11 protein-coding genes and 1 pseudogene are annotated in these 14,185 nt (G+C 49.4%); 5 read left to right on the forward strand and 7 right to left on the reverse strand.

The features are described from left to right. Positions 1-4 precede the first annotated feature (4 nt). Together FPG75_RS25345 and FPG75_RS25350 are read right to left on the reverse strand one after the other, a co-directional pair. Positions 5-3,241, reverse strand: a complete 3,237-nt coding sequence (locus FPG75_RS25345) for a SusC/RagA family TonB-linked outer membrane protein (RefSeq protein WP_161596921.1) — start codon at positions 3,239-3,241, stop codon at positions 5-7. Positions 3,242-3,459: 218 nt separating this feature from the next. Beyond that, positions 3,460-4,542 (reverse strand): FecR family protein, encoded by a 1,083-nt coding sequence (locus FPG75_RS25350; protein ID WP_143310847.1) that lies wholly within the window; start codon positions 4,540-4,542, stop codon positions 3,460-3,462. A 107-nt stretch (positions 4,543-4,649) separates the two neighbouring features. Here FPG75_RS25350 and FPG75_RS25355 point away from each other — a divergent pair, with 107 nt between their 5' ends. Both FPG75_RS25355 and FPG75_RS25360 read left to right on the forward strand, forming a co-directional pair. Beyond that, entirely contained in the window at positions 4,650-5,102 is a 453-nt protein-coding gene (locus FPG75_RS25355; protein WP_143310848.1) for a hypothetical protein, read from the forward strand. Beyond that, on the forward strand, positions 5,030-6,031 hold the full coding sequence (locus FPG75_RS25360; protein WP_143310849.1) for a CTP synthase C-terminal region-related (seleno)protein: 1,002 nt from the start codon (positions 5,030-5,032) through the stop codon (positions 6,029-6,031). Before FPG75_RS25355 ends, FPG75_RS25360 begins: the two co-directional genes overlap by 73 nt. Here FPG75_RS25360 and FPG75_RS25365 read toward each other — a convergent pair whose 3' ends face one another. The 5 genes and pseudogenes from FPG75_RS25365 to FPG75_RS26285 form a co-directional block, all read right to left on the reverse strand. Beyond that, positions 6,032-6,598, reverse strand: a complete 567-nt coding sequence (locus FPG75_RS25365; protein WP_236652899.1) for an RNA polymerase sigma factor — start codon at positions 6,596-6,598, stop codon at positions 6,032-6,034. Positions 6,599-6,668: 70 nt separating this feature from the next. Further along, complete coding sequence (locus tag FPG75_RS25370; protein ID WP_143310850.1) at positions 6,669-6,998, reverse strand: DMT family protein; 330 nt, start codon at positions 6,996-6,998, stop codon at positions 6,669-6,671. A 31-nt stretch (positions 6,999-7,029) separates the two neighbouring features. Further along, positions 7,030-7,128 (reverse strand): annotated as a pseudogene (locus FPG75_RS26345) (transcriptional regulator); the annotation flags it as partial. A 317-nt stretch (positions 7,129-7,445) separates the two neighbouring features. Beyond that, entirely contained in the window at positions 7,446-7,922 is a 477-nt protein-coding gene (locus FPG75_RS25380; protein ID WP_143310851.1) for a hypothetical protein, read from the reverse strand. Positions 7,923-8,264: 342 nt separating this feature from the next. Then, positions 8,265-8,840, reverse strand: a complete 576-nt coding sequence (locus FPG75_RS26285) for a carboxypeptidase-like regulatory domain-containing protein (protein ID WP_236652900.1) — start codon at positions 8,838-8,840, stop codon at positions 8,265-8,267. 211 nt (positions 8,841-9,051) lie between these two features. On the opposite strand from FPG75_RS26285, the gene FPG75_RS25390 reads away from it, so the two are divergent. The 3 genes from FPG75_RS25390 (at position 9,052) to FPG75_RS25400 (ending at position 14,070) form a co-directional block, all read left to right on the forward strand. Continuing rightward, positions 9,052-9,594 (forward strand): RNA polymerase sigma-70 factor, encoded by a 543-nt coding sequence (locus FPG75_RS25390; protein ID WP_143310852.1) that lies wholly within the window; start codon positions 9,052-9,054, stop codon positions 9,592-9,594. 81 nt (positions 9,595-9,675) lie between these two features. After that, positions 9,676-10,665, forward strand: coding sequence for a FecR family protein (locus tag FPG75_RS25395; protein WP_143310853.1), 990 nt, complete (start codon positions 9,676-9,678; stop codon positions 10,663-10,665). Positions 10,666-10,686: 21 nt separating this feature from the next. Next, positions 10,687-14,070, forward strand: a complete 3,384-nt coding sequence (locus tag FPG75_RS25400) for a SusC/RagA family TonB-linked outer membrane protein (protein WP_143310854.1) — start codon at positions 10,687-10,689, stop codon at positions 14,068-14,070. Positions 14,071-14,185 lie beyond the last annotated feature (115 nt).

Genomic DNA, 14,185 nt, shown 5'->3' on the forward strand with positions numbered 1-14,185 from the left:
TGGATTAGAAACTGAGATCAAGACCTACGAGGAATGTTCTGAACACGGGCGGACGCTGGTCGAAATCCCCTGTTACCGGGGTTTCCGGGTCCATGGTCAGGTGCTTGTCTTTTACATACGTCCACAGGTTGTTGGCCCTCGCATAAATCCGCAGATCGCTTATCCTTGCTTTTCTGATCAGTGCTGTAGGAAGATTATAGCCGATGGTAATATCTCTCAGCCTGATATAGCTGCCATCATAAAGGAAACGGGATGATGCCTGGTTACTCAAACCGGTTTGAGTGCCGCCAAAAGTCACTTTCGGTACATCGGTTATATCACCGGGATGCTGCCAGCGGTTCTTGTAAACGTTGCGCGACATTTTAGCGGTAGCGCTAAATCCGCCACTGCCATCGGATTCCGTGAAGGTGCCCCAGCTATCATATACCTTGTTGCCCCAGTTGTAATACAGCTGGAAACTCAGGTCGAAACGACGGAAACTGAAGGTATTGGTAAGACCGCCATAAAATTTCGGCAGCGCGCTGCCCTGGTAGAAACGGCCAGCCTGGCCATATACATTGGTAGTAGATGTTTTGCTATCATCTTTATACCACAGCGCCTCTCCTGTTTTCGGATCTACGCCGGCATATCCTACCAGGTAGTACTGGTAAAAGTCCTGACCTACTTCTCTCTTGAAAGTGCCGGTCATCGGGTTATCCAGTTTGGTGATGGTATTTTTGAGTGTAGAGATATTGAAATCGGTATTCCAGGAGAAACCGCCTTCTTTCTTTGGTATCACGTTTTTAGACGACAGCGATACTTCTATCCCGCTGTTCTTCATCTCTCCATTATTACGGAACACGGTGGTAACGCCATTGGTAGACGATACCGGTACGTTCAGCAATAACCTCGATGTGGTTCTCTCATAATATTCTACGGTACCGGATAAACGATTTTTCAGTACGGCAAAATCGATACCTACGTTGAAAGGTTTGTTCTGTTCCCAGGTGAGGTATTTGTTCGGGAATTGTGACAGCACGTACCCCGGGCGACCGTCGTAATCAGCGCCGGAGCTGTATAATCCGAGCGATGCGAAGTTATCGATCGCCTGGTTACCGTTGCTGCCATAGCTGGCGCGGAGTTTCAGTTCATCCAGTCCTTTCACATCCATCAGGAACAGTTCTTTGTAAACGTTCCAGGCCAAACCTACCGACCAGAAATTCGCGCTTCTCTTTTCGCTGCCGAAGCGGGAAGAGGCATCGCGGCGTATAGAGGCGGTGAGATAGTATTTCTGGTTGTAGTCGTAGCTCGCGTTGAGGAAGAGGCCCGTGAGCGAGTTGGAAGTACCGGTGGAGCTGGCGGATTCCGGCTTGGAGGCGCCTGCCAGCTGATTCATATCCGGCAGGAAATTGCTGGCGGCAGTGCTGTTATTGGTATTGATTGTTTTCTGTGATTCGTAACCCACAAAAGCGCTCACGCCATGTACGCCGAAGCGATGGTTATAACGGAAGATGTTGGTGAATACCCAGTTGTTCCAAAGACTGTTGGTAACGCCGCCATAACCATTGTAGTTACGGCCATCGCCGAAGTTCGGCGGATAGAAAAAGCGGCTGCGCGCATAGCTCAGGTCGAGGCTCAATTTGGTTTCGAATGCGAAGTCTTCACTGAATTTATATTTGCCGCCTACGCCGCCAAGCAGGTTATAGATCACACCTTCGCGCTGCACGTTATTAATAACGGCAACAGGATTGAAGGTGCTATTGTAGCTGAAATCATATGTACCATCGTCGTTGTAAACGCGCAGCCATGGCTGCAAGCGAACGAGTGAACGTACCGGGTTGGCGAAGCCGCCGGCATCGCCTACTGCGCTGGATTTTTGATAGCCTACGGCGAGGTTCACATCGAAAGAAAGGCGGTTGGTAGTTTGATTAGTGAGGTTCAATTTGCCCGTCATGCGCTTGTAGTCTACGCCGCGCAGCGCTGCTTTAGACTCATAGTATCCGCCGGAGGCATAGAACTTCGTTTTCTCGTTACCACCACTGGCGGAGAGGTTGGCCTGTGTGAAGTTACCGTTGCGGGTGAGCGCATCTACCCAGTCTGTATTGATGGTAGTATCAATGCCACGCGCTTTGATCTGGTTCTGGAAAGTGGCTTCTGTATTGCCAGGAGAAGCGTTCATCCATCCTTCGCGAAGCAGTTCGATCATCTCGGAAGTATTGAGCGGATAATCTTTTTTAGGGATGGTGAGATTGTTGATACCCTGCTGAACAGAGGCGGTTATTTTCGTTCTGCCGGCTTTACCATTTTTTGTGGTGATGAGGATTACGCCGTTCGCCGCGCGGGAACCGTAGATAGAGGCGGATGCCGCATCTTTCAATACGGTGATGCTTTCGATATCAGCGCTGTTAATGCCGGCGAGTGAGTTCACGTTATAGCTGGTGAGATCGCCGGAAACCACGGGCACCCCATCCACTACATAGAGCGGTGCGCTGCCGGCGGTGATGGAGCCGATACCGCGGATACGTATGCTGGGCACAGATCCTGGCTGGCCGGAACCATTGGTGGATTGTACGCCGGGTACATTACCCTGCAAACTTTCCTGGAAGCTGGTGCGGGGCGCTTTATCATACGACACTGATTTCACGGTGGTGGCGGAGCCGGTGAGCGAGGCTTTGGATTGTGTGCCGTAGGCTACTACTACAAATTCGTTGAGGCCTTTGGCATCATCTTTCATGATTACGTCGATGCTGGTGCGGCCGTTCACAGGTATACGTTGTTCGCCATATCCGATGAAAGTGAATACCAGCGTGGCGGTGGAGGGGGCTTCAATTTTGAAGCGGCCATCGCTTTGTGTGGCGGTGCCTTTGTTGAGACCGGCGATGCGAATGGTAACGCCGGGCATGGGATGGCCTGCGGGATCTACCACGCGGCCGGTGATCACGATATCGGCGATCACGGTATTTTCCGGCGCGATGGCGATGAGGTTGGCCGAGAGCTGTTTATAGGTCAGTCCTGTGTTCAGGAGCACTTTGTCCAGCACCTCTTCCGGCAGCACGTCTGCCATATCGAGAGATACCGTGCGGTCGGCTGGTATGAGATCGTTGCGGTATACGAACCGGCAGTTGCTTTTTTTCTCAATCACTTTCAACAGGCGTGTCAGTTGCAGCGACTCCGCTTTTACGTTGATCCTCGTACGCTGTCCATATACGTTGCCAAACGCATGGACGCATGTGAGCAGCATTACAATTGACACCAGTTTCATTAGCAGTAAAACTTTTCCGATGGTTCTTAAGTGCAATAGCGTAACAGAATGTCTGTTTTTTTGCATACATTTAGGTTGTTAAAGGTCAATAAATACGGCAGCGTGCCATTAGCCATGACACTGCCGTGGACTCAAACAAAAGGGTAGATGTTTCCAGCATTTGCCCTTTTTCTTTCGCAGGTTTGGATTAGACTGTTACTGTGTTGTTCATTACTTTTTTATTGGTTGATAAATACTTCATTGCCCACTATCCTGTAATGGAAGGGTGACGTTACTTTTAATGCTTCCAATACTTCTGTGAAAGTTTCATTTTTAAAGGTACCGGTGAAGTGATACGTTTTCAGTTTATTGTTGGCAAGGTGTATTTGTATACCATACCAGCGTTCCATGCTTGTTGCAATTTCTTCAAAGCTCTCATTGTCAAAAACCAGCAGGTTATCGCACCAGGCGGTTTCTTTTACTACACTATCCTGTGGATTGACCTTTACATTTTCTATTTTGAATGCGGCAGATGCATGTGTGTTCTGATCATTGTTCTTCGGAGCTGTGGCGGGCATTTCCGGTGCAATGTTCAACACGATCTTCTGGCTGGGTTCCAGCAAAACTTTGCGGGTTTGCCCGTTGTTGATCCATACTTCCACGGCGCCGCTGATCAATGATGTTTCAGCGGTTTTATCATTCGGATAGGCTTTCACGTTAAACTCGGTGCCTAATACCTTTACGTCCATCCGGGCGGTGTGAATGATAAAGGGCCGGTCGGCATTTTTAGCGACGTTGAAAAATGCTTCTCCGGAAAGGAATATTTCCCTGGTGTTGCCATTGTTCATGGCAGGATTATAAGTGATGCGGCTGCCGCCGTTGAGCCATACTTCTGATCCGTCGGGCAATACTGCTTTGGAGCGGGATCCGTCGCGGGTCTGTATTTCCGCGATCTCTGCGGGCAGCGGTGCGGGCTCTTTTTTCTTGGTGAGCAGGAACACACAATAGCCGCCGAGCAGCAGCACCAGGCAGGACAAGGCCATTACCAGTCGCCGGGTGCGGGTGCTTTCCCGGAATTCGGGCAGCTCCTCTCCTGTTTCAGGCGCGTCTTCCAGGCGTTGCAGATGCCGGGCCAGCGCGCTTTCTGTCTTTTCGTCCCAGATAGCGTCGCGGGCCGGCGGCTGCCAGTTGCTCAGTACAGAAAATTTATATCTTAGCGACGGATCATTTTTCAACAGTTCTTCCAGCTCGCGCAATTCCTCCAGGGTGGCTTCGCCCGATACTTTTCTGCCAATCAATAACCATATTCTTTCCTGTTCCATGTGTATGATAAAAAAGCATGCTTATATAGAGAAGGACAAGAGATGAGGGAGAATCTACTACTCGGGGGGAAAGTTTTTTTTGAAAAGTTTTATGTATTTTATGGTTCATGAAACCTCGCTCTTGCATCTACCTTATACTGCTGTTGTTGACAAGTGCCTGCGTCACCAGCAAGAGCGATTATTTCTTTGCCCAATCCAGAAAATTGTCCGACAAATACGGCTGGCGCCATCTCTCCGACCATATAGACACCGCCTATCATGGACCTGAAGCAAGCTGGAAGGAACTGAAACATTTCCTGGATACCATGGAGTATCAAATGGCGCTATTCCCGGACACAGCGAGAAGCGCCAGCAAATCTTATCTATCCGGGGACAGTATAGTCATGTTTTATTACCGGTTAGATTCCATCTACACCAATGCCAACAAAATAAAATACATCCGGGAACACCATTTACAAACACCCAATAAGATATTAATTTCACCATCATGGAAGAAAAAAGATCGGGACAGAAAAGATCATTTGCCGGTACTATCCACTATATCCAGGCAGAAGGGCTGAAACGCAATGAATTCATCACACATGGAGCTATTGCCGAAAAGCTCGGGATATCCAATGATCTTTTTCGTCATTTTTATATAAGTGATCAGCTATCGCGGGAAACGATGGTGCCAATAGCTATATTTCAGCAGCTGGACGAGGCCTACAAGGACCTGCTCCAGGGCCGGCAAATCACTCAAATCTGGATGACGGACACCATCTACCCTCCCGATCCCTCAATATCCAAAGGGGCGCGGGTAGGCATTGTCGGCGATTTTGATCCTGCATCCTATACACACAAGGCAACAACAAACGCGCTCGTACATGCCGGGGCGGCATTGCGGCTAACGATGAGCACCGACTGGATTCCTACGGATCAGATCATCCGCCGGTTCAGATCGATCATACAGCGCTATGATGCTTTCTGGATTGCGCCTGGAAGCCCGTATAAAGATTTCAATGGCGTGCTGAAACTGATCAACCATGCGCGGCGCAATCATGTGCCTGTACTGGGCACCTGTGGCGGGTTTCAGCATATGGTGATCGAATTTGCGCGGAATGTGCTGCGTATCAGCGATGCGCAGCATGCGGAATATGATCCCTATGCATCGAAGCTGGTCATCAATCCGCTGAGTTGCCCGATGGCCGGAAAAGCGCTGGAGATCAGCATTACAGACAAGTCGTCACAAGCATACCGTTTGCTTGGCGAGCATATCATTGAAAACTATTACTGCAATTTCGGCCTGAACCCTGCCTACCAGGATCAGCTGCATCACAACGGCTTCCGGATCGCGGGCAGCGATTCCATGAATGAAGCCAGGATACTGGAACTGGAGGGCCATCCCTTTTTTATCGCCACGCTCTTTGTGCCACAGGTGAAGTCCACCCCGGACGAGCCTCATCCCCTCGCGCTAGGCCTGCTGCGCGCCATGGTAAACAAGCCCGCGTAATTATTTCGATTTGTAAAAAGACAGATTGATCACCTCACTGATCTTTCGCACGGCATGCGCCATATGCACATCGATGGTATTGACGGAGATATCGAGGATCTGTGCTACTTCTTTATATTTGAGGCCATCTTCCTTGATAAGTTTGAAGATCATTTTTCTTTTGGGCGGCAGCGCATTGATGGCTGCTTCTATATGTTTCACCATTTCGCCGGAGATGAATATCTGTTCCGGTGTGGCATAGCTTACGCTGAAATCAACCGCTAGTTCGTCCAGGCTGAAATACTGTACCCTGGAGGCTTTGGTGAGGTAGTTGAGTGCGATGTTCTTGGTGGAAACGTACAGGTATACCCGCAGATTTTCCACTTGCAGCAGTCGTTCCCTGTTCTTCCAGATGTTCAGGAACACGTCGGAAGCTACTTCCTCAGCGCTTTCCCACGACTTCAGGATAGAATAGGCAAACTGGCTGAGTGGCTTATAGAACATACGGAACAGGGCTTTATAGGCCTGTTGGTCGCCCAGTGATGCTACACGTTCTGCCAATAATTGTATGTTGGCTTCTTCTCTCAAAGCGGTTTTAGTTCGGTTGATATCGTATCGCTAAAGATAACCAACCTTACTTGATAAAACAACCGCTTATCTACTTCTTGAACATAAAATATACGGCCCCGATGATGAAAAAGAAGGATACCAGGTAGTTCCAGCGCAATGGCTCTTTCAAAAAAAAGATGGCGAAGAGGCTGAATACGGTGAGGGTGATCACCTCCTGTATGGTTTTAAGCTGGAAGCCGGTGAAGCCTTCCTGTGCGCCCAGGCGGTTGGCCGGCACCATAAAGCAGTACTCAAAAAAGGCGATGCCCCAGCTGATGAGGATCACTTTCCAGAGGGCTACATCCTGATGTTTGAGATGGCCGTACCAGGCGAAGGTCATGAAGGTGTTTGAAATGAAAAGCAGGATGATAGTGCGCATGCGAAAAAAATGTTGCGCAAAGATAAATGTTTCATGAGGATTTCTTTGTGCTGACCAACAGTTCTCTCACGTCTACATCCAGCGCTTCTGCAATTTGAAAAAGTGTTTCAACAGTTGGCTGCATTTTATTTGTACACCATTTTTATACGGTGCCTATGGCAACATTCAGTTTCTCAGCCAACCATTTGTTTGAACGCTGATTTTCGACTATTACAATTTTAATTCTGTTATAAATCATTATCTATATTAAAATGATCTTTTTAATGTAATTAATTAGTTTTTAGGTATTAAAAAATGGCTGCGAGCATGCTTTAACACCCTTCGGGGCTATTAAAGGTATCTTTTTACCACTTTTAAATAGCCCCGAGGTATATAAATCATCAAAAGAGGTGGTAAAAGAAACCTTTTTACCACCTCTTTGTGTGTGTTTAATACCTGGAATAGCGTCTACTCCCCGTTGGAACTACCTTTTGGTCTGCCGGGAAAACGCTGCCGCAAGTCTTCATAAATGAGTTTTGCATCAGGAACATTCATCCTGGCAGCTTGCTTTACAGAATTATAGTAGCCTAATGCGGCCTGGAATGCTTCACTGCCCGCCAGCATAATCGTATCATCCAACTTGGAGTTCAGTTGATCCGATGCCCGGTGCATGGAAGTAAAAACATTGGCCGCAGCAACATCCCTTTCCATTTCCGGAATATCCAGGTAAGGCGGCGCAAACTGTGGCTTGTTGCGCGCATAATCCAGCGCCTTTTGTACGAAGGGAATGGTGCCGTCGCCCATTTTGAGCATGGACTGGCGATCTTCTTTTGTAAGTACCTGTAGATAAGGTTTCAGGAGCTGGGCTATTTCCTCAAATTTGGTTTGGGTTTGCTGCAGTACTTCCGGAGGGACTACCACAGAGATTCTGTTCTGGTTAGTCATAAGAGTTGGTTTTTCGTGAACAATGGAATTATCGAAATGAATCTAATAAAATCATCCAAGGTAACATGGATTCATTTTGTTCATTTTCTACAAGAAAAACCGTTCTGTTCATTGCGTCTGCTTCTCTTATATGGCATTACCACAACAGCCTGGGGTGAAATATGCACAAAACCCAAATAAATAAATCCCCAAATAAACAAATCCAAAAATGAAAAAGCCCTGGGAATAAAAATCGCCCTGGGGGTCATAAAGAAGCTGCACCTTATTAAGGATGCAGCTTCATGGATCAAACCAAATAAGGTTTCATGAGGATGGTATTTGTTGTTGGTTGCTAGTACGGTTTTATTGCTCCAGCTTGATCTCGCCGAGGTCGGTGGCTTTACCATCTTCCACTTTCACATCTTTGATCACCGCATTTTTGAATGGCGCTTTACCGTGAATAGTTACGGTGTAAGTGCCAGCTTTAGCAGCGGGAATGGTGAAAGCGCCCTGAGAGATAGCACCTTTCAGTTTGTCGGCGCCGTTTACAGCTTCTACTTCAGCAGCACCTTCGGCAGGAGAGATCTTGCCGGTGATAGAGCCAGCTTCCACTGTACGGAGAGAATCATTTTTTTTCAGGGAATCGATCGCTGAGAGAGAATCGATACCTTTTGCAGCTGATGTGTCAACACTGCCAAGTGAATCTACATTGCTGATTGAGTCCATGCGGGCACTCAGAGAGTCCATGCGGCCGGCCAGCGAATCGATGTGCATCAGGGTATCTGCGCTTTTCAGTGTATCAATACCAGACAAAGAATCTACTGATACGATAGCGATGCTGTCGGCACCTTTTACCGGAGCAGCGCTGGTGCTTTTGAAAGCGGTCATTCCCATGATCATGGCGGCTAAGGCGAACATTCCTGTCATTGTTTTTTTCATGGCATTTCAATTTTGTGTATGGTTAAAAATGATGATGACTAGTCCCGGGAACTGCTCTTGTGCATGATTTTTGTTATTATGCCCAATTCGTCAGCGGCCGTATAATTACAATACACCCGGAACGACGCTTACCATTAGTGAAGAAAATGTTAAAGCGGAAAAAAAGTTATTATATCTATCTTCGTATCAAGAGGAAACAAAAGATCAGCGCATGTTGCAACTGAGTAACGACGAAATAGTAAAAGGTATCAGAACCCGGAACAAGGATGTGTTTGAGGCTGTCTTCCGACAGTTTGCTCCTTCTATGTATAATATCGCCGTACGTTATGTGAAGGATGAAGATGATGCCAATGATATGGTGCAGGATGTTTTCCTTAACCTGTGGAAGAATGCAGAAAACCTTGATGAACGCGCCCCCATCCAGCATTATCTGGCCAGAGCCACGGTGAATACCTGCCTCAACAGGATCAAGAAAGAACAAAGGAAAGACGCCTATACGAAAGAACAGTTACAGACTACGTCGCTGGCCGACAGCCACCATAGCCTGTTAGAGCACAAGGAACTCGAAGCGCAATACCGCTCTGCCCTCGAAAAACTTCCGGAACAATGCCGCCGCGTTTTTGAACTGAGCCGCCTGAAAGGATTGTCGCCCGCCGAAATCGCCGATCAACTCAACATCTCTATTAATACCGTATATGCACATCTTACCACCGCCTTGAAAAAATTGAGAGTAGTCCTTATCAATAAGCAATAACCACGGTTCCACGCCGTGGAAATTTTTTTTAGTATCGATTAATGGTAAGTGTTTCGCTGGTTGTATTATCAATAAGTAGCCATGAATAGTAAAACCGACATAGATATTGTGATCCGTTACCTGGAGCATCCGGACAACGAACAGCATAAAAGGCTGCTCAATGAATGGATTCAACAGGACCCCGGTAACCTGGATATCTTCCTCGACATGAGGGATATGTGGCATGGAGATCCTCTCCCCGCCGCCTCCGCCCAGGATACCGAACAACAATGGCAACGCCTGTCCGCCATCCTTGACCAGACACCGGCAACGGCCACCACGCCCGCCCCGGCGCCACAGCAAGGACGCATCATCTCCCTTTCCCGCAAATACTGGTGGAGTGCCGCCGCCGCCATAGCCATCTTTGCCATCAGCTGGATATGGCTCGGCCCCGGACAATACACCACCATCACTACCGCACAAAACCAGGACAGCCTCCATCTTCCCGATGGTTCCATGGTATATCTCAATGCCAATACCACCCTGCGTTACGCGCGCAACTTCGGCTCTTCTTCCCGTAATATTTATATCGATAAAGGAGAAGCCTTCTTCGATGTAACGAAAGACGATACGCATCCCTTTACAGTAGATGCCCCCGAAGTGGCCATCAGGGTGCTCGGCACCTCTTTCAACGTAAAAGCCGCCAACGCCGGCGTGAAAGTATTTGTGCAAACCGGCAAGGTAAGCGCCGCCTATAAAGGCGCCGAAAAAAATGTGATCCTCACCCCCGGCGTAGAAGCCTCACTCAAACATCAAGGTACCGACATTGAAACACGTTTACATAAAAAGAACAATAATGTGCTCGCCTGGAGAACCAGGTGCCTCATCTTCGACGAAAGCCCGCTTTCTGAAGTAGCCGGCGCCCTGGAAGATTGCTATCATATCCAGGTGAGCATCAACAACCCTCAGCTGGCCGACAGAAAACTGCTGGCCACCTTCCGCAACATGCCGCTGGACGAGGTATTGGACATCATCAAGAAAACCCTGCAAATAAATATCTCACATAAAAATAACCTGGTAGAGATCTACTAACAAGCGCCTGAAGCATTGCTTATGCAGCTAATTGTACCCCAGGCGCTGCGCTCAGTTTCCAGGTTAGGCAGGGCGCCTGAACTTTTTTTTATTGCGATCCTGGTACTCGCCGGCCATCTGGCAGCGGCACAACAAACTATTGCTAAAAAGATATCCCTCCAATACCGCAATGTGAGCCTCAAAACAGTGATCCGGGATATCGAAAAACAAACTAAATATACTTTCGCTATTTCTTCCGATGAGCTGGAAAACCGCAAGGGCGTTAGCATTCATGTGCACAACGCCGCCCTCCGCGATGTGCTCCGCCTCCTCTTCTCCCCCAATAAATTTACAGTAGAGATACATGATGGCCAGATCATCGTGATACCACTCAACAACCCCGAACCTGCGCCCGCCCCGCCGGATAACAAACCGCCCGATCCCAATGCCCGCTGGCAGATCACGGGATACGTGAGCGATGGCGTGCAGCCCCTGCGCGGCGTTTCCATCCGTGAAAAAGGCACGCAGAATGGCAATGCCACCAATGAAGACGGCCAGTTCAAAGTAGAAGTGGCCAACGGGCAAGCAGTGCTGCAAGTGTCGCTGATCGGCTTTGAAACCAAAGAAGTGAATGTGCGCGATCGCCACAATCTCTCCGTAATGCTGCAACCCGATCTCAAAAAACTCAATGAGCTGGTAGTGCTGGGCTATGGCTTGCAAAAGCGCGCCAATATCACCGGCGCCATCTCGCAGGTAGAGGGCGCGCGCCTGCAAAGCCGACCCGTAGCCAATGTGATAGCGGCTTTGCAAGGAACCACCACCGGCCTCGTAGTAACGCGCAGCAACGGGCAACCCGGTAAAGAAGGTTTCACCATACAGGTACGCGGCGTATCTTCCGGCTCTTCGGCCAATACGCCCGTTATCGTAGACGGCGTACCCGGATCGCTGGCCGTATTGAACCCTGATGATATTGAATCCGTATCGATCCTCAAAGATGCCGCAGCAGCGGCCATCTACGGGGCGCGAGGCGCAGGCGGCGTGGTGCTCGTCACCACCCGTACCGGCAAACCCGGCAAGCTCTCGGTGGATTTCAATACCCTTGCGGGATTTGAAACCCCTATCCGCCTGCCGCAACGCCTCCACTCCTATGACGATGCCGCCATGGCCAACGAAGCCGCCATCAATGCCGGCAAACCCGCGCCCTGGCAGTCTTTCGAGATCGACTGGATGAAACAGGGCAACCGCTATGCCCTTGATCCCGATCGCCCCGGCTACTACAAATATTATTATGATTTCCAACAACTGCCGCTGCTCACCAAGCGTAAAACAGGCGTGCAGAACTATAACCTGTCTGTTAAAGGCGGCACAGACAAGAACCAGTTTTCCGCGTCCCTGGGGTATTTCGGGCGACAGGGCCTCTTCGCCATCGGGCCGGATAAAACACATCGTGTGAATGCCCGCATCAATCTTAGCAACCGCCTCTCGAAATATTTCAGCCTGGAAACGCGGGTGTCTTTCGCACAAACCAATACCCGCTCTCCCGCACAAGCGGTAGAAGGCCCCAATGGCTTGCTGGCAGGGCTTTACCGCGGGCCTGATAATGTGCCGGTATATGTGCCCGGCACGATGAACTATGCCGCAGGCGGCGCGCCGGTATACGCTATCCTCAAAGATGGCGGACAACGGGAAGAAAAAAATAATTATGTAGATGCCGTATTCACACTGCGCGCCGACAGCTTGCTGAAAGGCCTTACGCTCCGCCTCATCTACAGCCCGCAGCAGCACACCATGCAGGACAATCTCGGCCGCCAGCGCATCCCGCTGTGGAATAGCAATGCTGTTGTGGCTTACGTACAACCGGACAATATGTTGCAAAAGAACCGGCTGGTGGCCAACGGCGGCAATGCGCAGCTGCTCGCGGATTACGACGTAAAGAAAGATAAACACAATATCCACCTGCTGGGCGGCATCACACAGGAAACGTACAACACCGAACAAAATACCGATGTATCTTACAACATCACTCCAGGAGAAATAGACAACCGCCGCTTTGCGCAGCCGCCGCAGCAAACGCAGCAGATCCGCATCACCGGCGCACTCACGTCCTTCTTCGGAAAAGTGAATTACAATTACGACAACCGCTATCTCATCGAAGCTAACCTGATCGGCGCACGCCTTTACCAGGCCGGCCTGCAAACCGATGTAGTGCAGCAATGGCAGGCTTTCCCTTCCTTCTCTGCTGGCTGGCGCCTCAACAATGAACAATGGTTCAACAATGCTTTGCCTTTCTTCAATGAATTTAAATTGCGCTGGTCCTGGGGCCGTCTCGGCAACGTCAATGGCTGGAATGTAATTCCTAATGATGAACGTCTGCAAACATTTACCTTCCGGCAGCAGCCACTACAAAGCCCCTTCGTGTATCACAACCTGATCCCGCAGGCGCAAGGCTGGGAGAATATTTCCACCAACAACTATGGTTGGGATGCCACACTTTTTCGCGGGCAACTTAGTTTATCCGCCGATTATTTCATCAAGTACAACCGCGATATGCAGATACCTGTGCTGACCGCTTCCACGGAAGGCGCATGGCCACTGCGTTTCAACAAAGGCGAGATGAGATCGCGCGGCTGGGAATTGAACGTAGGCTGGCGAAGCCGCAGCACCCTATTCAACTGGTATATCAACGCCAATCTTTTCCACAGCGAAAATAAAGTGCTGCGCAACGATGGCGTGCAAGCGCAGCCCGGCTGGAACCAGGGCGTGAACGGCTATCCGTATGCTTCCCTGTTCGGTTATATCGCAGACGGTTATTTCAACAGCGCAGACGAAGTGAAACAACACGCCTATCAAAGCAACACCACCGGCCCCGGCGATCTGCGCTACCGTGATATCAACGGCGATAACAAAATTGACCAGCACGACCTCGTATACCTCGGCAGCACCGATCCGCAATATTCTTATGGTATCGATGCGGGCTTCAGCTGGAAAGGCATTGATCTCTCAGTGTTCTTCCAGGGTGTAGCCGACCGCAAGGTGATGCCCGATCCCCGCTATAACATTCCCTTCGTCAACGGCTGGCAACAGCCATGGAGCGTAAACCAGGACTACTGGCGCCCTAACCATACCGATGCCCTGTTCCCGCGGTTGTATGCAGACGACCAACAAAATATCCAGCCTTCTTCACACTGGGTGATGAATGGCGCTTATATCCGTCTTAAAAATCTGCAAATAGGTTACACGCTGCCATCCGCCTGGCTGAAACGCTTGCTGGTAAAGACTTGCAGGATATACTTCTCTGGCCAGGACCTCTGGGAAACCAATAACATGAAGATTAAATACTATGATCCGGAGCAAGCCGGGGGGTATAACGGTAACGCCTATCCATTTTTCCGGTCGTATACCTTGGGGTTAAAGGTGTCGTTTTAAATTGTCTGAACCAGGATTAAACGGATTAATAAGATTTTCCTGATTTAAGCCACGAGATCAAAGCGAAGATCAATGGTAGCGGATGTAAGCGAAGAAGCCCTTGAAGCGCTTTGAG

Origin of the sequence: Chitinophaga vietnamensis (assembly GCF_902167635.1) — a bacterium.
In the GTDB taxonomy this organism is placed as follows: domain Bacteria; phylum Bacteroidota; class Bacteroidia; order Chitinophagales; family Chitinophagaceae; genus Chitinophaga; species Chitinophaga vietnamensis.

Excerpts from the sequence above, each read along its gene's own strand:
- FPG75_RS25400 (WP_143310854.1), top strand. The coding sequence starts at position 10,687 with ATGCAGCTAATTGTACCCCAGGCGCTGCGCTCAGTTTCCAGGTTAGGC.
- FPG75_RS25360 (WP_143310849.1), top strand. The coding sequence starts at position 5,030 with ATGGAAGAAAAAAGATCGGGACAGAAAAGATCATTTGCCGGTACTATC.
- FPG75_RS25370 (WP_143310850.1), bottom strand. The coding sequence starts at position 6,998 with ATGCGCACTATCATCCTGCTTTTCATTTCAAACACCTTCATGACCTTC.
- FPG75_RS26285 (WP_236652900.1), bottom strand. The coding sequence starts at position 8,840 with ATGAAAAAAACAATGACAGGAATGTTCGCCTTAGCCGCCATGATCATG.
- FPG75_RS25345 (WP_161596921.1), bottom strand. The coding sequence starts at position 3,241 with ATGAAACTGGTGTCAATTGTAATGCTGCTCACATGCGTCCATGCGTTT.
- FPG75_RS25350 (WP_143310847.1), bottom strand. The coding sequence starts at position 4,542 with ATGGAACAGGAAAGAATATGGTTATTGATTGGCAGAAAAGTATCGGGC.
- FPG75_RS25380 (WP_143310851.1), bottom strand. The coding sequence starts at position 7,922 with ATGACTAACCAGAACAGAATCTCTGTGGTAGTCCCTCCGGAAGTACTG.
- FPG75_RS25395 (WP_143310853.1), top strand. The coding sequence starts at position 9,676 with ATGAATAGTAAAACCGACATAGATATTGTGATCCGTTACCTGGAGCAT.
- FPG75_RS25355 (WP_143310848.1), top strand. The coding sequence starts at position 4,650 with ATGAAACCTCGCTCTTGCATCTACCTTATACTGCTGTTGTTGACAAGT.
- FPG75_RS25390 (WP_143310852.1), top strand. The coding sequence starts at position 9,052 with ATGTTGCAACTGAGTAACGACGAAATAGTAAAAGGTATCAGAACCCGG.